This is a genomic window from Kitasatospora sp. NPDC059327 (genome assembly GCF_042752535.1).
Taxonomy (GTDB): Bacteria; Actinomycetota; Actinomycetes; order Streptomycetales; family Streptomycetaceae; genus Kitasatospora.
In genome coordinates, this window is the sequence record NZ_JBHYYB010000055.1 from 41,371 (window position 1) to 60,956 (window position 19,586).

17 protein-coding genes are annotated in these 19,586 nt (G+C 74.4%); 15 read left to right on the forward strand and 2 right to left on the reverse strand.

The annotated features are described in order from the left end of the window. The first annotated feature begins 358 nt into the window (after positions 1–358). From ACFXHB_RS28390 to ACFXHB_RS28425, 8 genes are all read left to right on the forward strand, one after another. A complete protein-coding gene (locus tag ACFXHB_RS28390; RefSeq protein WP_380577505.1) occupies positions 359–751 on the forward strand; it encodes a hypothetical protein in 393 nt (130 codons plus the stop codon). Positions 752–783: 32 nt separating this feature from the next. Continuing rightward, a complete protein-coding gene (locus ACFXHB_RS28395) occupies positions 784–2,217 on the forward strand; it encodes a hypothetical protein (RefSeq protein WP_380577506.1) in 1,434 nt (477 codons plus the stop codon). 57 nt (positions 2,218–2,274) lie between these two features. Next, complete coding sequence (locus ACFXHB_RS28400) at positions 2,275–2,802, forward strand: LuxR C-terminal-related transcriptional regulator (protein ID WP_380577507.1); 528 nt, start codon at positions 2,275–2,277, stop codon at positions 2,800–2,802. Next, positions 2,802–3,017: a hypothetical protein gene (locus tag ACFXHB_RS28405; protein ID WP_380577508.1), complete on the forward strand. Its 216-nt coding sequence runs from the start codon at positions 2,802–2,804 to the stop codon at positions 3,015–3,017. Before ACFXHB_RS28400 ends, ACFXHB_RS28405 begins: the two co-directional genes overlap by 1 nt. Continuing rightward, a complete protein-coding gene (locus tag ACFXHB_RS28410) occupies positions 3,014–4,582 on the forward strand; it encodes a LuxR C-terminal-related transcriptional regulator (protein WP_380577509.1) in 1,569 nt (522 codons plus the stop codon). Before ACFXHB_RS28405 ends, ACFXHB_RS28410 begins: the two co-directional genes overlap by 4 nt. A 137-nt stretch (positions 4,583–4,719) precedes the next feature. Continuing rightward, a complete protein-coding gene (locus ACFXHB_RS28415; protein ID WP_380577511.1) occupies positions 4,720–5,049 on the forward strand; it encodes a hypothetical protein in 330 nt (109 codons plus the stop codon). A 32-nt stretch (positions 5,050–5,081) separates the two neighbouring features. Further along, positions 5,082–6,959 carry a glycoside hydrolase family 15 protein gene (locus tag ACFXHB_RS28420; protein WP_380577512.1) on the forward strand — a complete coding sequence of 626 codons (1,878 nt, stop codon included), beginning with the start codon at positions 5,082–5,084 and terminating at the stop codon, positions 6,957–6,959. 60 nt (positions 6,960–7,019) lie between these two features. Further along, positions 7,020–7,934: an endonuclease/exonuclease/phosphatase family protein gene (locus ACFXHB_RS28425; protein ID WP_380577513.1), complete on the forward strand. Its 915-nt coding sequence runs from the start codon at positions 7,020–7,022 to the stop codon at positions 7,932–7,934. 83 nt (positions 7,935–8,017) lie between these two features. Here the strand turns inward: ACFXHB_RS28425 and ACFXHB_RS28430 are convergent, their stop codons facing one another. Together ACFXHB_RS28430 and ACFXHB_RS28435 are read right to left on the reverse strand one after the other, a co-directional pair. Then, positions 8,018–9,166, reverse strand: coding sequence for a helix-turn-helix domain-containing protein (locus tag ACFXHB_RS28430; protein ID WP_380577514.1), 1,149 nt, complete (start codon positions 9,164–9,166; stop codon positions 8,018–8,020). Positions 9,167–9,169: 3 nt separating this feature from the next. Continuing rightward, the gene (locus ACFXHB_RS28435; RefSeq protein WP_380577515.1) at positions 9,170–9,601 is read right to left on the reverse strand and encodes an NUDIX domain-containing protein; all 432 of its coding nucleotides are present in this window, start codon (positions 9,599–9,601) and stop codon (positions 9,170–9,172) included. Positions 9,602–9,778: 177 nt separating this feature from the next. On the opposite strand from ACFXHB_RS28435, the gene ACFXHB_RS28440 reads away from it, so the two are divergent. The 7 genes from ACFXHB_RS28440 to ACFXHB_RS28470 all read left to right on the forward strand — a co-directional run bounded on the left by ACFXHB_RS28440 (position 9,779) and on the right by ACFXHB_RS28470 (position 19,412). Then, entirely contained in the window at positions 9,779–10,594 is an 816-nt protein-coding gene (locus tag ACFXHB_RS28440) for a TauD/TfdA family dioxygenase (protein ID WP_380577516.1), read from the forward strand. An 89-nt stretch (positions 10,595–10,683) separates the two neighbouring features. Further along, the gene (locus ACFXHB_RS28445; protein WP_380577517.1) at positions 10,684–10,851 is read left to right on the forward strand and encodes an FxLD family lanthipeptide; all 168 of its coding nucleotides are present in this window, start codon (positions 10,684–10,686) and stop codon (positions 10,849–10,851) included. Positions 10,852–10,939: 88 nt separating this feature from the next. After that, positions 10,940–13,927: a lantibiotic dehydratase gene (locus tag ACFXHB_RS28450; protein WP_380577518.1), complete on the forward strand. Its 2,988-nt coding sequence runs from the start codon at positions 10,940–10,942 to the stop codon at positions 13,925–13,927. Then, on the forward strand, positions 13,924–15,183 hold the full coding sequence (locus tag ACFXHB_RS28455) for a lanthionine synthetase C family protein (protein WP_380577519.1): 1,260 nt from the start codon (positions 13,924–13,926) through the stop codon (positions 15,181–15,183). The genes ACFXHB_RS28450 and ACFXHB_RS28455 overlap by 4 nt, the downstream gene beginning before the upstream one ends. Before the next feature lie 15 nt (positions 15,184–15,198). Beyond that, positions 15,199–17,286 (forward strand): methyltransferase, FxLD system, encoded by a 2,088-nt coding sequence (fxlM, locus tag ACFXHB_RS28460; protein WP_380577520.1) that lies wholly within the window; start codon positions 15,199–15,201, stop codon positions 17,284–17,286. A 2-nt stretch (positions 17,287–17,288) separates the two neighbouring features. Continuing rightward, a complete protein-coding gene (locus ACFXHB_RS28465) occupies positions 17,289–18,449 on the forward strand; it encodes a hypothetical protein (protein WP_380577521.1) in 1,161 nt (386 codons plus the stop codon). A gap of 174 nt (positions 18,450–18,623) precedes the next feature. Next, positions 18,624–19,412: an NUDIX domain-containing protein gene (locus ACFXHB_RS28470; RefSeq protein ID WP_380577522.1), complete on the forward strand. Its 789-nt coding sequence runs from the start codon at positions 18,624–18,626 to the stop codon at positions 19,410–19,412. The last annotated feature ends 174 nt before the right edge of the window (positions 19,413–19,586 follow it).

Sequence of the window (19,586 nt, forward strand, 5' to 3'; positions counted from 1 at the left end):
GCAGGTGGTCCTGCCCGCCCTCCCACCATCAGGCAGCCCGGGCGGCAAACCAGTGCCAAGCCAGTGCCAATCCGGCGCCGCCGGGGACTGGGCTGCGATCAGCAGAACATGACATACCGCCCCGGACGAGGCGCATCCGTGGAACGAAGTGCGGTGAGATTCCACGAACTTGGCACTGCCATGGCACTGGTTTGCCGTCTGCCACGCCGCAGAGTGGAGCCGTCGGCACCGGTGCGGTCGCAGAAGCGCCTTCGGGCAGCCTGCGGCTGCTGCAGGGGCAGACAGTACCCAGGCAGTCACGCCCGGTCGTCACCGGTGCCGTCGTCGCTGCCCCTCACCATCCGGCCAAGGAGCAACCGTGAATTCCCACTCGCAACTTCCGGTCCTGGGCGACCTGGTGGCCGGCACCGTCGGTGCCGTGGCTGCCATCCACGTCAGCTCCGAGGGACTCGTCCTCGGCACGTCACCGGGTGTCGGCCGCGACGAGGCCGACACCTGGGCCGCCCTGATCTCCGGCCTGGGGGCGATGAGTTCCAGGAGCGTCGGCATCGTCGGTGACCTCACCTCCGGAGAGCGCCCCTGGGGACACAGCGTGATCGAGGACCGCGCCGGCAGGACCATGACGTTGGTGGGTGCGGCCGATCACTCCATGCTCGCGGTGGTCGGCGCCGAGGGAGCGGACCTGGGTGAGATCGCGGCGCGGCTGATCGTCCTCGCGGACCACGGCCTCGCTCCGGCGGTGGCGGCGTGAGTGCGGCTCCGGCGGGTCGGCCCGCATCGGCTGTGCAGCGCCCGCTGCCGCTGCCCGCCGTTCTGGCCGCGGTCCACTTCCCGGATCCGCACAGCCCCGGTATGGCCGGGCTCGCGTTCTACCTCGCCCGGCGAGGCGCCCAGGTGACGGTGGCGCCCTCGCACGCCGAGCACGACCGGGAGCTGCTCCGGCGGCTCCACCGCACCGGGGCGCTCCAGCGCCCCCCGGGCCCGGACAGCACGACATCACTGCTCTGGGGCGGGGACAACGCGGCGCTGCAGGAGATCGTGGATCTCGCGACCGGCCGGGGCCTGCCGACGGTGAGCCACTCCCGGGCCGTCGAGCTGCTGGCCGCCACGGTGCCGACCGTCGTGGCCGTCGCGGGAAGCCACTCCACCACGACGGCCGCCGCCGCGCTGACCTGCGCGCTGACGGTCCGCGACCCGGGATGGATCCTCAACGCATCCCCGCACGCAGACGCGCCCGGCTACGACGGCAGCGGCGAGGTCCTCGTGGTGGACCTGTGCCCCGACAGCGCGCTCCACGAAGCGGGCCCGCCGAACTGGCAGCACCGCGCGCTGGGGGCCGGGCTGCACCCCGCCGTGACGCTGGTGACCGCGGTGGAGGAGGCACCCCCGGCCTTCCTGACCCGCCAGGAGGCACTCGACCAGGTCGAGGCCCTCGCCCGTCGCAGCCAGACGGTGGTGGTGTGGTCCGGCCAGCCCGGCTGCGCCGAGCTGCTGGAGCGCCTGCGCCGGGCACCGGGTCCGCGGGTGGTGACGGTCGGACGTGGCGAGGACTCGGACGTGGCCGTCCTCGGGCTGCTGTGGAGCGGCGAGGACCACCACCTCACCATCCGGGCCGGTGGCGAGCAGTCGACCGTTGCCGTGCCCGTCGTGGGCAAGACGGCAGCCCTCGCCGTCGCGGCGGCGTTCGCTGCCGGCTGGGCCCTCGGGCTCTCGGTCGCGGACCTTGCAGACGGCCTCGGCGCCTTCCCCGGTGTGGAACGGTCGCTGACCCGGCTGGGGACGGTCGCCGGGGTCACCGTGATGGAATCCCGCGCGCAGCACCCGGAGGAGATCGCGGCCGACCTGGGCGGTGCCCGGATGCTGACGGAGGGCGCGCTGGTCGTGGTGTACGAGCCGGTGGGCCACCTGCGCACCGCGGCGCTCGCCGACCGGATCGTCGGCGCCCTGGCCGCGGCCGACCACACAGTGCTGCTGCCTGTGCGTTCGACCCGGGCCGGATCCGCGCGGCCCGGCGACGGCATCGAGGCCCTCCTGCACGCCGACTCCGCCAACGCGCTCGTGGTCCCCGTGCCAGGGCCGTGCCAGATGGGTGCCGACACCCTGGCGGTCTCCCTCGCGCACCGGGGCGACCTGATCCTCACGGTCGGCCCCGACGCCGCCCACCGGATCGGGCCCCGGCTGCTGGCCGCGCTCGACCGGCCCCGGCCCGCTGAGTAGCAGCGCCACCACCCATTTCTCTCTTCTCTGCCCGAACTCGCCACGAGGAGCTTCGCCATGCCTGCTGCCCTGCCCGAACGGCCGGATCTCTCGGCCGCCGAGGTGCTGCTGTTTCGCCAGGTGGCCGGCGGCCACCTGAACGCGGTGGTCAGCCGAGCCACCGGTATCTCCGAGAAGTCGGTCGCCGCCGCCGTCAACGAGCTGATGTCCAAGCTCGGCACCACCAACCGCCACCACGCCGCCGCCCTCGGAGCGGGCTGGGGATGGGTCCGGGCCGAGGATGTCCCCGTGTCCGGTCCCAGCGGCCGGCAGCTGCCCGAGGGCCGCAGGAAGGTCCTCGAAGCGCTGGTCGCGGGGGAGGCCCCGGAGACCGCCGCCGAGCGGCTCGGCCTGTCCGAGAACACCGTGCGGGTCTACATCCAGGACATCCTGCGGGCGCTGGGCGTGCGCTCGCGCCCGCAGGCCGCGGCGCTCGCCCTGCTCACCGGTGTCGTACAGCTCGACGCCCTGGGCAGCGGCTGGCCGGACACCGTGCTCGTCGAGGTCCACGGCCCGGTCGGCCTGCAGCCCACCGGGGTGAGCTGATGCCGCGCGTTCGTCGGATGACGGTCGTACTGGCCGGGGCGGCCTGTCTGTTGCTGGCGCTCGCGGCCGGGGCGGCGACGACGGCGGCGCTCCGGTACGAGCACGCCGTGCACGGGCCGGTGGTGCTGGCCGGTACCACCTACACCGCCGGGGTGCTCCTGCTGATCGGAGCCGGGCTCACCGGTGCCGGCCGCACCGATGGGGGCGTCCGGTGAGCGCCCGCGGTGGGCTGGCCTTGTTGACCGTGGACCAGGCCGCCGTCCTCGACCGCGTCGGCGCGGGGATGACCAACGGCGAGATCGCCGTCTCCCTTCCGCTCGGCCTGCAGGCCGTCCGGCGGCTGCTCGCGCAGTCCCTCGTCAGGCTGGGCACGGAGGACCGGATGTCGGCGTTCGTGCGGGCCTGGCAGTCCGGCCAGGTCCCGCACACCCTCCCGGTGGGCAGCCCTCCCGCCCTGAGTGACGACCAGATCCGGGTGCTGCTGATCTGGGCGGCCGGTGGCAGCCAGGCGCACGTCGCTCGCGCCCTGCACCTGTCCGAACGGACCGCGAGCCGCTGGGAACACGGCATCCTGGCGGCGCTCGGTGCCCGCAACCGCGCGGTCGCCGTCCGCAGCGCCCTTGAGCACCGGCTGATCGATCCGGGCGACGAAAGCCTTGCCGCGCTGTGCGGCGAACCCATGGCGGCCGATTCGGGTCAGGGCCGCACCTCTCTGTTCCACGACAAGGAACCGGCCGACGCCGGAACCGGCACACCGTCCGCGGCGGATCCCTTCGAGGAGGTCCTGCGCTCCGCGGCCGGGGTGATCGTGCACCTCGGGGCGCTGGCCGGGCTGGCACCAGCGCCGTCGCTGACGCAGATCCTTCTCGGTGCTCCGGGCCGCGACCGGACCCCCGCCGTCGTTCGCCTCCTGTACCGGGCACTGGCGCTGGGAAGGCCGTGCGCGCTCGTGATCCCGCCAGGTGCCGGCAACGCGGTCAGAGTCGTGTCGGCGGCGGGTCTGGACTGCGCGTGGTCCGGCGCGGTCCGTCAGAGCGAAGGCAACCCTTCGGCGGCCTACGCGGCGGCGGCCCACCAGCTCGGTGCCGCCCCGGACCGGTGTGTGGTGCTGTGCCCGGGCGACCAGGCTCCCGTTGCGGGGTCGATGAACCCCCTGCAGGTCCTGACCGCGGCAACCACCGCCCGGACGGTCGCCCGGCGCCGGCCGCTGCCCGCAGTCGGTGGCCGGGACCGCCAGATCGCCGAGCTCACCGCCCGCGGCTACCCCGCCGTCCGGATCGGCGAACAGTTGGCCGTCGGCGAGCACCTGGTCCACCGCGAACTGGCCGCGATGCGCGAGCGGTTCGCAGCCGGGGACGACACCGAGCTGGTCGCCCGACTGATCACCGCCGAGCTGATCGACACCCGGCACCTGCGCGCCGAACTGCCGCTGGTCCCCCCTGACCTCGACCAAGCGGAACGCGCCGTCCTCGCCCTGATGTGCGCGGGTGGCCCGACCCCGGACGGCGCCCGTGCGGCCGGCCTGACCTGGAGGGAGGCCCGCGCCGCCGAGACACGCGCCGTCCGGACGCTCTCCCCTCGCCGTAGCCGTATTCACGCCGTCGCCGTCGCCCTGGTCACCGGCGCCGTCGCCCCGCCCCTCCCACCGCCCATCAGAGTCCCGGAGCCCGCAGTGCCCCGTGCCGCACCCCGCAGACGCCCTCGCGCACCGTCCCGGACCAGCGCTGCACGCCCCCGCCTCCCGGCGGCCGGGGGCGAGCACGCCCCCGCCGGCCGGTGAGCCGCGCCACCGGTGCTCCGCGGCATGTGCGGGCGCCCGCCTTGCCCGCTCCCGGTAGCGGACCCGTCCTGCTGCTGGCCGGGGCGTCGACCGGGCGTCCCCACTGGCAGGCCCGGGGCCGTTCGGCTGCTCGCCGAATGCGCTGCACCGGCACCGTCCTCGACCCCTTCGTACCTGGCGACACCGAACTTGCTTGGCGCACCGGATGGCTGGAGCGGGCCGAGTCCTGTGCCGATGTGCTGCTGGCCTGGCGCCCCCTCGGCCCGTGGCCGGTTGTCAGGGCCCACCGCGCCCACACCGCCGACAGGCTCCGCGCACCGATCGTCGTCGGCTGCCCGCCGCTCCCCGCCTGGCAGCAGGCAACCCGCCGTTGCCTCGCCGCCGACATCCCGTCCCTGCCGGTGCACTCCACGCTCGGCACCACCGTGGAGAACGCCCTCGCCCGCCTCCGGGCGCGCACCCGCTGACCGAACACTCCGACCACGTCAGGACGACCCGTATGCCCGCACTCGACCAGCCGCCGATCAGGGATCTCGCACCCGTCGGCAACGGCCGCTCCACCGCCCTTGCCGACCGCACCGGAACGATGGGGTGGCTGTGCCTGCCGGAGTTCGACTCCCCGGCCGTGCTCGCCGGCCTCCTTGGCAGCCGTCGGCACGGCTCCTGGACCGTCGCCCCCGCCTCGCCCAGGCCGACCGCGGTGACCGGCCGCGCCTACCGGCCCGGCACTCTCGTGCTCGACCAGGTCTGGGAGATGCCCGAGGGAACTCTGCGGGTCACCGAGTTCATGCCCGCCGCCGGCGACGACCGGCCCGCCCAGGTGATCCGCCTCGCGACGTGCCTGCGCGGCCGGGTCAGCGTGACCTCCCGGATCCTGCTCGCCGCCGACTACGGCAAGGCCCCGCTCCACCTGGGTGCCACCACCGGCCCCGGCGGCGTACGGCGCCTCGCCGCCGACCACCAGGGCGCCACACTGTTCCTCGACGGCCCCGGCCACCGGGTCAACCGGCGCGGAACCGCCACCGCCGAGACCGTACTGACCGCAGGGCAGCACGCCGCGTACGCCCTGACCTGGCAACAGCCCGGCGAACCGGTTCCGCCGGTCCCCAACGCCGAACAGGCGCTGACCGCAACCCTGCAAGAGTGGGAAGCCTGGAGCGCGCGCAGCACCTACACCGGGCCGGACCGCGACGCCGTCCTCGGATCGCTGGCCGTCCTCGCCTCGCTCGTCCACACCCCGACCGGCGCAATCATCGCCGCCCCCACCACCTCCCTGCCGGAGGAGGTCGGCGGCGAACGCAACTGGGACTACCGGTACTGCTGGCTGCGGGACTCCGCCCTCACCGCTATGGAGCTGCTGTGCGCCGGCGACTACCTGCCCGAGGTACGGGCCTGGCGCCGCTGGCTGACGGAGACAATCACGGACCCCGCCGAGGTGCGGATCATGTACCGCCTCGACGGCAGCACCGAACTGCCCGAGACCGTGCTGGACCACCTGCCCGGCTACCGGGGCTCCCTGCCGGTCCGCACCGGCAACGGCGCCGCCGACCAGCTCCAGCTCGACGTGTTCGGCTACGTCGCGCAGACCCTGCTGGCCGCCGAGGACGCCGGCCTCGAACCCAACCCCGCCACCGACAAGCTCCTGCTCGGCCTGGCCGGGGTCGTCGCCGCCACCTGGCACCAGCCCGACCGGGGTATCTGGGAGATCCGCGGCCCCGAACAGCACTTCACCCACTCCAAGGCCATGGCGTGGGCCGCCCTCCACCACACCGTCGCGCTGCTGGAACGCCGCCCGGACGCGGACCGGCCCGCCCTGCAGTGGCTGCGCGACACGGCGACCGCGATCCACGCCGACGTCCTCGCCAACGGCTACGACCCGGACCGCAACACGTTCGTCCAGGCGTACGGCAGCCGGGCACTGGACGCCTCCCTCCTGCTCCTGCCCCAGCTGGGCTTCCTGCCGCCGGACGACAAGCGGGTCATCGGCACGATCGAGGCGGTCCAGCGCGACCTCGCCACCTACGACGGCCTCGTGCTGCGCTACCGCACCCACCACGACGCCGACGCCAACGTCGACGGGCTGCCCGGGGACGAAGGCGCCTTCCTCGCATGCTCGTTCTGGCTCGTCACCGCCCTCGCCCTCGCCGGCCGCACCGGGGAGGCCCGCGAACGCATGGACGCCCTGCTCGCCCTGCGCCCGGACCTCGGCATCCTCGCCGAGGAGTACGACCCGGCCACCGGCGAGCACCTCGGCAACACTCCGCAAGGGCTCAGCCACCTCGCACTCCTCAACGCCGCCCGCGCCCTCGCCACCGCCGACCCGGCCGCCGCCGCAGTCCTGCCCCGGCAGGCCACCCCGGTCGCCGCCGTGTTCTGACCACCCCGCCCGGCACACCGTCCACCTCCACCGTCCGGTAGCCCGCTCCAGGAGAACGTCTTGCCCACCATCACCGTCGGTTCCCTCAACCTTGGCCACGACGGCTACACCCGCACTCCCCGCGGCGGCGGCCACTTCGACCGCTGGTACGACGCCCACGAGGCCCTGAGCGCCTATCCGTTCGACGTGCTGTTCCGGCAGGAGATGACCCACTCCGCCGCCGACGGCGGCCGGCTCCTGCACGAGGCGGAGCGCATGCTCGGCATGCGCGGCTTCCTCGGCCCCTCCGCGCCCGCGGAGTCCCCCAACCCGTGCGGCCTGTTCGTGCGCGAGGACACCTTCCGGGTCACTGGCGTGTGGCCGCAGGAGAAGGACTGGTGGCTGCCGCCGTGCGCCGTCTCCGTCAGGTACGCGGAGGCGGGCGTCCCGCTCCAGCTCGCCTCCGTGCACCTCAGCTACCGCTCACCTGCCCGGCGCCAGATCGAGGCGGGCAACATGACCACCTGGCAACGCCCGAACCTGGCCGTCCTGCTCGGCGGCGACTTCAACTCCTACAGCGGCTCCGGCATCGAGCAGCAGCCCTTCCCCGACTGGCCGCACATCCCCGACCGCACCCACCAGGAACACCGCACCCGCGCCGGCTCCGTGACCGACACCGAACCGGACCGCATCCTCACCGCGGCCGGCATCGACGACGTCGCCCTCCACGCCGCCACCCGCCTCGGCCAGGCGGACGCGCTCGCCCCCACCGCCAGCCAGGACCCCGCCACCAACCAGCGCCAGGGGCCCGCCCAGCGGATCGACTTCCAGCGCGCCTCCCGCGCGCTGCTCCCGGCCCTGACGGGCTTCCACGTCGTCCCGCTGCCCGGCCTGTCCGACCACCCGCTCACCATCTCGGTCTGGGACGCCGACGCGTTCATCGCCGGCCTTGAGGAGCACGCCGGCTTCGACTACCGGCGGCCCGGCGCCCGCTGAGAGCGTCCGGGCGCCCGCCCGCGGCCCTGTTCACCCGAAGGAGAGGAGCACCACCCGTGTCCGCCGCAGCCCCACCCTGCGTGTCAGGCCGCTATGTCCGCCCGCAGCCGGGCGAGGCTGCCGTGCGCCTGCTCGCGGACGTCCGGGAGCAGGGCGCCAGCGCGGATGACTCGCTGGACCTGGTGCGGCAGGCGGTGCAGCTCCGCGCCGTCGAGAGCGACGCGCATCCGTTCGCCGGCGGCGTCCCGGTCGCCGCGTCGCAGCAGGATCTGGCCTGCGGTGATCGCGGAGATGATGCGCCATTGCGGGCTGGTCCGGAAACCGGGGGCGGGTGCGCGTTCGAGGAGTTCGACGGCGCCCGGCAGTCGGCCGGTGGCGGCCAGGCCGCGCAGCCGGACCTCGTGGAGGGTGAACTCGGAGAACAGCGGTGTGACGTTAGCGGTGTCGAGCAGGCGCCTGCTCTCCGCGACGGCGTCGTCGAAGACCGTGGTGGCGCCGGCGGTTCCGGCGGCGCGAGCGAGGAGGATGACGGCCGCGGCGCGCTCGTCGGGCGTGCGGGACAGGTCGCGGGCGCGGCCAAGCCGTTCCAGCGCGGCGTGGTGCAGGCCGGCCTTGCGCAGTTCGTTGCCGTGGTGGCGCAGGGCATGGGCGTACAGCGGGCGGTCGCCGAGGCGGCGGGCGATGGCGACACCTTTGCCGGTCCAGCGGGCGGCGGTCGCGAGGCGTTCCTCGGGCAGGACGTGGCCGAGGGCGACGCCGAGGCCGGTGCGGGCGCGGGCGAGCAGGCGCAGGACGTCGGTGTCGGTGTGGCCGTCTGCGGCGCGTGCTTCGAGGCGGGCGACGAGGGGCCAGAGTTCGTCGACGGCGGCGGCGGCCTGTCCGGCTTGGCGGGCGATCTCGGCCAGGCGAAGGACGCTCTCACCGAACTGGATCATGGCGTGGTGGTCTCCGTCGGCGTCGTCGGTGATGCCGAAGACGTGGGGTGGCAGGCCGAGGCTCTGGGCGATGTGCCGCAGGGCCCCGATGTCGGTGACCGTGCGGCTCCCGGTCTCGATGCGGGAGATGTAGGAGGTGGAGTAGCCCAGGAGGGTGCCGAGTTCCTCCTGCGGGAGCTGGTTGAGCTGCCGGTAGAAGGTGAGGATCTCGGGCAGGCTGCGGCGGCGCAGGATGTCCTGGGCCCGTGGGGTCGTCCAGTGCCAGCGGATGCCGCCGTGCTGGTCGCGGCGTGCCACCGGTCAGGCCCGGCCCTGCAGTTCGTACCAGCGGGCGACGGAGTCCTTGTAGCCCTGCGGCATGACCAGGTGGGGCACCTCGTCGCGGTGGAAGAGGCCGGCCTCCTTGTGCTCGTGGCTGACGACCGGAGGCCGGTCGGCGTCGGCGGCGCTGCAGCCGTACGTGACGATGAAGACCTTGCGGCCGGGAACAGGTTCGTACATCCACACGTCCAGCAGCGGGCCTGCGGTCGCCGTCCAGCCGCTCTCCTCCCGGATCTCGGTCTCCACCCGCTGTTCGGGTGTCTCGGGGCCTTCGAGCTTGCCGCCGGGCAGCTCCCACTCGGCCCGTTCGTTCTTCAGCAGCAGTACCCGCCGGTTCGGGTCGAGGACGACACCCTTGATGGAGATCGGGAACGTCGGCGGCACATAGGGCTCTTCAGAGGGTCCGGTCATCTCTACTTCCACGGCGCACGGACGGGCACGGGCCCGTCGAACGTAGCAGCCGACCGCTGCCGAACGCTCTCACAGTGCAGTGATCGATCTTTGACAGTTTGTCACTTCACTGGAGGCGGGTGCGCCCGCCACAGTGTGTCCTCTCCCGTCCGCCCGTTCTCACGAGGGGGATCCTCCATGCCGTCTTCCGGTACCGCACTGCCTGTCACGGACGAAGAGTTCACCCTCGGCGCGCTTGGTGGTGACGGGTTGGAGCGGGCCGCGGCCGTGCTGCGCGAGCGTGGCCTGGTGCGGTTCTCCCGCCTCGGCGGTCGCAGCGATGTGCTCGAAACGGTGGCTCTGCTGATGTCCGCGCGGTGGCAACACCGGGATGCCGATCCGGACGGGTTGACCGTCATTCGCGACACCGGCCGGCACGAGGGCCGGACGGGCTTCGCCGGCCTGGGGCGCGGCGGCCTCGCGCTGCACACCGAGTGCGCCCAGTTGCCCCGACCGCCGCGGCTGATGCTGCTGGCCTGTGCGCGGGCGGCCGAGGACGGCGGCGAGAGCCTGCTGGTGGACGGCCGAAGTGTCCTCACCGAACTGGCCGCCTCCCACCCGACCGCGCTGGAGGCCCTCTCGGCGCCGCGGGCCGCGTACTTCGGCGGGTCGGACGGCCACTTCGCCCCCGTCCTGGAGCACCGGCCCGACGGGCGATGGCGGCTGCGGCTGCGCCAGGACGAGCTGGCCCGGTTCTCGCCCGAGGCCGAGGCACATCTCCCTGCCCTGCGCCGCGCCGTCGAGCGCCACACCACCCGCCTGCGCCTGGCCTGCGGGCAGGGCCTCGTGCTGGACAACCACCGCGTCCTGCACGGCCGCACCCGATTCACCGGGGAGCGGCTGCTGCTGCGAGCCCTCGGGCAGCCGCACCCCGCCCTCGGCATGGCAGAGGGGTTCCCCGCCCCGTGGCCCACGCCCGGCACGGCCGGAACCGCACGCGCCGGGACCGGCTGACAACGCCGCCCATCGACTCCTGGTGACGCGAGGGCGCACCCCGTGCCCCGCCGCCAGGTCCCGCAAGGGAAATCCAACAGGAGGAACACATGGTCCAGAAGATCACGGCGGAGACCAAGGCCACCACGGCCACCGTCGGCGACGAGTTCGACCTCGACGTGCGCACCGTCGAGCAGACCGACGCGGCCAGCCTGCAGGTCCTGACCGACGACGGCTGCGGCGCCACCTGCGGCGCGTGCACCACCGGCCTGCACTGACCCGCCCGGCCGGTGCCCCGGGGGCTCACCCCGGGGCACCGGCCCGCCACCCGTCCCGCTCCAACTCCGACTCCGAGGTCTGCCGCCCATGCGCCCACCCGCTCCCTACCGCGCCGCTGGCGTGGCCCTCGTGCGCGCCGTCGCCCACCCCACCCTCGCGGTGCCGGACTGGCCGGACCTCGACAACGCGTCGGGCCTGACCGGGCGGCAGGTGCTGTGGCTGCGGGAAGTGTGGACCGGTGGCCCTCTTTCCGAGGCCCTCGCCCAGGCCAGCCCCGCGCTGGCCGAGCGCGTCCGGCACCTCGCCGCCGACCCGGACCCCGTACCCCGCGAGGTTCGGCGTGCCGCCCTCGCCTCCGCCCGCTACCTCCTGCGCGCAGGACGGCCCACCCCGTTCGGTTCCTTCGCGGGGGTGCAGGCAGCGTCCTTCGCGCCGGTCTCGGACCTTCGGTGGGGTATCGAGCACCGTGCCGTGAGCCGGGTCTCGGCGGCCCGGCTGGCCGAGGCGATCGGCCGGCTGGAGGCTCTCCCGGACCTGCTGGCCCGCCTGGACGTGACGGCGAACAACACCACCCACCGGCGGGGCGAGCGCCTTGCCGTTCCCCACTGCCCGCTCACCCGGCCCGGCGGCGGCACGGCTGCCGCCGAGACCACCCTGCGCTGCACCCGGCCGGTCGCCCTCGCCCTGGCCGCCGCCCACCGCCCGATCCGCGTCCAGACGCTCGCCGACACGGTCCGCGCCGAGTTCCCCACCGCGTCCGCCGAGCAGGTCACGGGTGCTCTGTCCGAACTCGTCGCGCACCGAGCACTCGTGTCGAACCTGCGCGCACCGGCTACCGAGCCCGACCCCCTCCGGCACCTGCTCGTTGCCCTGGACCGAGCGGGCGCGAACTCGCTGCCGGCCGTTGCCGAGGTCCTGGCGGACCTGCGGGCCCCGGCGTTCTCGGACGCCGCCGTCGACCTGCGGCTGGACGCCGACCTCGTCCTCCCGCAGTCGGTGGCCGACGAGGCCGCCCGCGCCGCCGGCCTGCTGACCCGGCTCAGCGCCCACCCCAACGGCACCGCCGCCTGGCGGGCGTACCACATGGCCTTCTACGAGCGGTACGGCCGCGGCGCGCTGGTGCCGCTGCTCGACGTGGTCGCGGACAGCGGGATCGGCTGGCCGGACGGCTACCCCGGTGCCTGGGCCGCCGACCGGCCGCGCTTCAACGAGCGCGACGAGGTGCTCGCCGCGCTGGCCCAGCGGGCGGCGCTCGACGGCGAGCACGAGGTCGTGCTCGACGACGCCGTGCTGGCCTCGCTCGATCTCGGCCCCGACGAGCCGCGCCTGCCCCCGCACCTGGAGATCCTCGCCCGCATCCACGCCCGCACCCGTGAGAACCTCGACCAGGGCGACTTCCGGTTGGAGGTCGTCTCCGCCTCCCGGGCGGCCGGTGTCTCGGTCGGCCGCTTCCTGCACCTCCTCGAGCCAGAGCACCGGAAGGCGTTCACCGACCTGCTCACCTGCCTGCCGACGCTGGACGAGCGCGCCGTCACCGCGCAACTCTCCTTCCCGCCGCTGGACGGGGCGAGCGGACACGTCGCCCGCAGCGTCGCCACCGGCCAACTGACGATCAGCCTGGGAGAGCACCGCCCGGCCGCCGACGGCGTCCTCTGCCCCGGGGATCTGGCGGTGGGCTGCGACGGGCGCCGCATGTACCTGGTCGCGCCGACGCTCGGGGTGCGGATCGAGGCCGCGGCCACGCACGCGCTGAACCTGCGCACCCACACCCCGCCGCTGGCCCGGTTCATCACTGAGCTGCCGCGCGCCCAGGGCGCCCAGGTCACCCGCTTCTCCTGGGGCGGCCTCGGCCACCTGCCGTTCCTGCCCCGGCTGCGGCACGGCCGCGTCATCGTCTCCGCGGCCTCGTGGCGCTTGGCCGCCGCCGAACTCCCCGCGCGCAGTGCCGGTTCCGCCGAGTGGGACGAGGCGCTGTCGGGCTGGTTGGTGCGCCGCCGGGTCGCCCGGTACGTCACGCTGGCCGCCGACAGCCAGGGCCTGCCGATGGACCTCGACGATCCGGGTCACCGTGTCCTGCTGCGCGAGCACCTGCGATCCGCGCCGCACGCCGTCCTCGTCGAGGCGCCCGAGCCGGCCGACCTCGGCTGGGCCGGCGGCCGGGCCCACGAGGTCGCCGTCCCGGTCACCGCCACCCGGGCGCCCGCCTGGCCGCGCCTGCCCCGCCCCACCCCGGCCCGGATCCTGCACCGCGGCCACGGCGACGCCCCCGGCACCTCCCCGGTGCTCCTCGCCTCGCTCTACGGCGACCCGGAACGCCAGGACACTGTCCTGGCCCGGCATCTGCCCGGCCTGCTGGAGCGGCTCGGCAACCCGCGGTGGTGGTTCGTCCGTTTCCGTGACCCGCGCCGGCACCTGCGGCTGCGCTTCGCGCTCGCCGACCCGGGCGGCTTCGGCCCGGCCGCCACCGTGATCAGCACCTGGGCCGCCGAGCTCCACCGGGCCGGTCTGCTCGCGGAGGTCGTGTACCCGACCTCCTACACGGAGACCGGCCGGTGGGGCGAGGGCCCGGCCTGGGCGAGCGCCGAAGAGGTCTTCCGCACCGACTCCGCCGCCGTCCTGGCCCAGCTGTCCCAGCCCGTCCTGCCCGGCCGCCTCGCGCTGCTCGCCGCCCACGCCGTCGCCATCGCGGCCGGATTCACCGGCTCGGCCTCGGCCGGGCTGCGCTGGCTTGTCGCCAACGTCCCCGCCAAGCCCCCGGTGCCCGTTCCCCGGCCGGTGTTCGCCGAGGCCGTCCGCCTCGCCGACCCGCACGGCGGCTGGGCCGCGCTGCGCGCCGAGCCCGGCGGCGCTGCGGTCGTCGACGCCTGGGCCGCGCGCCACCGGGCCCTGGACGCCTACCGCCGGTTCTTCCCCGGGCCCCGCACGGAAGGGGTGGACGCGGACGACGTGCTCGGCTCCCTGCTGCACTGCGGCTACGTCCGCGCGCACCGCATCGACTTCGACGACGAGGCCCAGGTCCTCTACCTGGCCCGCGCCACAGCCCTCGCCCGCCTGGCCCGGGACGGTGACCGGTGAACACCGCGCACCCCGCCCTGCTGCTGTCCGATCGGATCGCCGAGCTCCTCTCCGACCCCGAGAGGACGCCGACCGGCTGGTCGTCGCGCCCGCAGTGGCGCCAGTCCCTGGCCCACGGCGCCCCGGGCATCGCACTGCTCCACATCGAACGCGCCGCCGCCGGCCGCGGCCCGTGGGAACCGGTGCGCGCCTGGCTGTCGGTGGCCGCCGACGGCCCGCTCACCAGCGGAGCGGACAGCTACCTCTACTACGGCGCACCCGCTCTCGCGCTCGTGCTCGACTGCGCCGCCCAGGCGCACCCCGGCTCCTACCAGAGGGCCATGGACCGCCTCGACCGGGTCGTGGCGGCCGACACGGTACGCCGCTGCGAGCGGGCCGAGGCCCGGCTCGAACGCGGCGACCTGCCGAAGCTCGCCGAGTTCGACACCATCCGCGGCCTGGCCGGCCTCGGCGCGGTCCTGCTGCGCCGTGCCCCCGGCGGAACCGCTGTCCGGCGGGTCCTGGGCTGCCTCGTCCGTCTGACCGACGAGGTCAAGCACGACGGGGAACTTCTGCCGGGCTGGTGGACGCTGGACGGTCCGTCCGGCGAACGGGACGAGCGGTTCCCGGATGGGCACGCCAACAACGGACTCGCCCACGGGATCGCCGGGCCTCTCGCCCTCATGGCCCTCGGGCTGCGGCGCGGTGTCGAGGTCGACGGCCAACGCGAGGCGATCCGCAGGATCCTGGCCTGGCTGGAGCGTTGGCGCGACGACCACGCCTGGCCGTACTGGACCACCCCCGCGCACCTGAGCGGCCCCGACCGCAGGCCGTACCCGCCACAGCGGCCGAGCTGGTGCTACGGCACCGCCGGAATCGCCCGCGCCCAGCAGCTCGCCGCCCTCGCCCTCGGCGACCAGCGCGTCCGCCACGACGCCGAGAGCGCGCTCGCCACCGCGCTCGTGGACCCGAAGGCCCTCGCCGCGACCACCGACCTGTCCGCCTGCCACGGCTACGCCGGGCTCGCCCACATCGCCCACCGTGCCGCAGCCGACGCCACCGCGCCGGGCGCCGCCCGGCTGCGCTCGGCCGCCGCCCTGCTCCTGGACACCACCCACCCCCCGCACGCCGACCCCGGCGAGCAGGCCCACCGCCTCCTCGCGACCGTGGGCCCGGCCTTCCTGGAAGGCGCCGCCGGCACCGCACTCGCCCTGCTCGCCCCCGCCACCGGCAGCACCCCCGCGACCCGCTGGGACACCTGCTTCCTGACCGCCTGACCGAGGACCGACCCGATGACCACCGGCTGGATCCAGCACGACCTCACCTTCACCGACACCGCCGCCGTCGAACAGACCGCCGCCCACCACCTCGCCCCCGTCCTCGCCTTCGCCCAGGACAACGGCGACCTGGACGGCTGGTGGTACATGCGCAAGCGGGGCCTGCGACTGCGCTACCGGGCCGGGGCCCCCGTGCCCGTCCTCACCCACCTCCTGGACAACCTCGCCGAGGAAGGCATCCTCTCGGGCTGGGCCACCGTGATCTACGAGCCCGAGACCGAGGCGTTCGGCGGCCCCGAGGCCATGGAGATCGCCCACCGACTCTTCCACGCCGACAGCCGCCATCTGCTGGCCCGAACCGCCGAACCCGACCCGCCCGCCCTCGGCCGCAGCGAGACCGTGGTCGTCCTCGTCTCCGCCATGCTCCGGGCCGCCGGACTCGACTGGTACGAACAGGGCGCGGTCTGGGCCCAGTTCGCCGCGCTCCGCGACGCGCCCGCGCCCGTCGAACACCAGCGGGCCGTCACCCTGACCGCAGCCATGCAGCAGCTGATGCGCCTGGACACCTGGGCGCTCACCCGCGACACCACCCCGCTCGCCCACCACGGCGGCTGGGTGCACGCCTTCGAGCAGGCCGGCCAGGGCATCGCCCGCCTCGCCCGCGACGGGCGCCTCACCCGCGGGCCCCGGGCGGTCCTCGCCCACCACCTCCTCTTCCACGCCAACCGCGCCGGCCTGCCGGTCGACCACCAAGCCTCCATGGCCGCACGGGCGTTGGACGCCGTCTTCCACGTCGACGAGGGCCCCGCGTCCTCGAAACCCACCATCCCCACGACTACCAAGGTCACCCATATGACTACGCTCAGCAGCGACAGTGCCTCCGCCACCCCGACCGCCGACCAGCTTCGCGACGACCTCACCGACCGCCTCCTCGCCCAGGGCGACATCCGCACGGCCGCGGTCGAGGGCGCCTTCCGCACCGTCGCCCGCGAGCACTTCCTGCCCGGCTTCCCGCTGGAGACCGCGTACGCGGACAACCCCACCTACACCAAGGCCGACGGGTCCGGCACGCAGATCAGCGCCGCCTCCCAGCCGGGAATCGTCGCGCTGATGCTGGAGCAGCTCGCCGCGCAGCCCGGCGAGCGGATCTTCGAGGCCGGCGCCGGCACCGGCGTCAACGCCGCTTACATGGGCCACATCGTCGGCCCTGACGGGCACGTCGTGGCGGTGGACGTGGACGAGGACCTCGTCGACGGCGCCCGCAAGCACCTCGCCGCCGCCGGGATCACCAACGTCGAGGCGGTCCTCTGCGACGGAGCGCTCGGCCACCCGGCCGGGGCGCCGTTCGACCGGATCATCGCCACCGTGAGCACCAGCGAGATGCCCACCCCGTGGCTGGGGCAGGTCAGGCCGACCGGGCGGATCGTGCTGCCGCTGCGGCTGCGCGGCACCGCCTCGCGCACCGTCGCCTTCGAACGCGAGGAGGGCGGCTGGGTGTCGGTCGACGACCGGCTCGCGGTGTTCATGCCGCTGCGCGGCAGCATGGACGACGCCCGCCGCACCGTCCACCTCACTGCCGAGGGTGACGTCACCCTCCAGGTCCACAAGGACCAGGACGCGGCGGTCGACGCCGAGCTGCTGGCCGGAGTCCTGGACAGCGGGCGCCACGAGACGTGGACCGGAGTGACCGTCCCGGGCGGGACCACCTACGAGTACCAGGACCTGTGGCTGGCCCTCACCCTCCCGAACTCGATCATGCGGATGAGTGTCACCGGCACCGCCCGCGAGCGCGGGGTCACGCCGCTGTTCGGCTGGGGAGCGATGGCCACCGTCCAGGACGGGTCCCTCGCCTACCTCACCCTGCGCCCCGGCGAGCCCACCCCCGAGGGCCGCAAGACCTACGAGACCGGCGTGATCGGCCACGGCCCCTCCGGCGCCGCACTCGCCGACCTCGTCGCCGAGGAGATCCGCATCTGGAACGCCGGCTACCGCGACCGGACCCTGCGCATCGAACTCCCCGACACCCCCGCGGTCGCGGACCGCATGGCGGGCCGGTTCGTCCTGGCGCGCCCGAACCACCCGATCACCGTCACCTGGGAGTAGCCGTGCACCCGACCGGACCCGTCGCCCGGCGCTTCCCGCTGGTCGCCAGGATCCGGCCCGCGTGCCTGCCCCTGGACGCCCGTGTCGGCCGGCTCTGCGAGCTGGCCGACACGGCCTCCCGGCAGGCCGATCCGGGCCTGGCATCCACCGTCTTCAACCAGGCGGCCCTTCTCGCCTCCGACCTCGCCATGCCTGACTACGCCCGCACCCTCTGCCGCCGCCACGCCGACCTCTACCTGCCCCGCTGCCCGCTCCCGGCGATGAGCGCCGTCCGCGGTCTGGAGCCGGTCGTCAACCTCGCCCGACTCCACATCCGCGCCGGCCGCCACCAGCGCGGCCACCGACTCCTCCTCGACCTCCACCGCGCCGTCACCACCGCCACCGAAGCCGTCCTCGACGGCATCACCGTCCCGGCCGAACTGACCGAGACCGACCAGCAGCGCGCCGAGGTCCGGGCATGGCTGTGGCGGGTCGTCCTCGCCGACGCCACCCGCGCCCTCACCAGCGCCGGCCGCTGGAGCGAGGCGCTCCGGCACATCGAGGAGCACCGGGGCATCGGGCTGCGCATCCTCGACGGCCGCCAGGTCGCCGTCCTCGCCCACGCCACCACCGGCGACCTGCCCGCAGCCCTCGCCCTGCTGGAGGACACCGAACCCGGCGACCCGTGGGAGGACGCCGTCACCGCCGTGCTGATCGCGCTGTGCCGGCCCGGGGACCGCCGAACCGGCGACCACGCGGTCGAACACTGCCTCGCCCTCGAACCGGACGAGGGCCTGACCGTCTTCACCACCCGCCTCGCTCTGACCGCCATCGACACGGCCGGCCCCGACACCCCCGCCGCCCGAAACCTCCTCGCACAGCTGACCAGCCGAACGGGTGAATCCGGCGACGGCTACGCCCTGCGCGACCTCCTCACCCATGAGGCCGCCCGCAGCCGCCTGCGGCCGGGCCGTCGGGCGGCTCTCGAACGGGCGCTCGCCGCCTGCGCACTGGACCGCGGGGTCCTGCCCGGCGCCCTTCGGGACCGGCTGGAGGAAGCCGTGGACCGCGCCGGGAAGGTGCTCGAAATGTCCCCGTTCGACCAGGGCTCGCCGGGAGGAAATCCACTTGAACGCCGCGCTCGAACAGCACCATCATCGACCCCCTCCCGATCCACGAAGTAGCTCAACTCGACCACCGGGGAACGCAATTGCCGCACCCGGGGGCTATTGGCCCGCTTCGCACGACCGAACGCAGCCGCGCCCGGAGGTGCCCGTGAACAGCCCAACCTTCCGCACCCGGTTCCGGCCTCCCGGCCTGCCGACCGTGCCCGCCCACGACACCGAGGAGCCCTGCCAGTGATCGACTTCGGAACGCTCACGGACCTGGCCGCCCGCGAAGGCATCCAGCGGATCGGCGTCGGCGTCGTGGTCCGCGACACCTCGGGCCGGATCCTGATGATCCGCCGGGCTGCGCACGACCTCCTGCCGGGCCTGTGGGAGTACCCGGGCGGCGGCCGGGAGGACGGTGAGGACGTGCCCGCCGGCGCGGCCCGCGAGCTGGCGGAGGAGACCGGGCTCACCGGGTGGCCGCTGGAGTACGTCCGCCACCTCGACTTCACCAGCCAGTACGGCAACCGGGTGCGGCAGTTCGTCTTCACCACCGTCGTCCCGGACGGCACCCCGGTCACCCTCTCCCGCGACCACGACGACCACCGATGGGCGGGCGCGGACGCCCTGCCGGCGACCGGCGACGGACAGCGGGAGGTCGTCGAATGGCTCGCCCTGCGCCTGGCCGTCCCCGGCTGGCGGCCGGTCGGCGGCTACCTCACCACCATCGCCCGCCCCAGCGCCTACGGCAGCCTCCTGGTCACCGACCCGCAGGGCCGCATCCTCGGCCTGCGCTCGGCCATCAACCCGGCCGTGTGGAACTTCCCCGGCGGCAACGTCGAGCACGGCAGCACGCCCTTCGCCACCGCGCTGATCGAGGCCGAGGAGGAACTGGGCCTCGACCTCGCCGAGGAGAACCCCGAGGTCGTCGCCCGCCGGCGCCTGGTCGCCGTCGTCCACGAGCAGGCCGGGACCGAGTATCCCGTCCCCGTCTGCAGCTACGTCTTCGACGGCGTTGCGCCACGTGGCGCTCTGTAGCATCCCCAATTCAGTTGGGAGGAATTCGAAGGGAAATTCCTGGGTCACCCGACCTACCTGGACATGAAAGTGAAAGGGGAAGTAGCATGTCGGGAAAGTACCGCGCGCCCGCAGGCGCTCACGGCGTGGCGGTGCGAGACCCGCGCGATATGGTCAAGGCTGGATTGCTTGAAG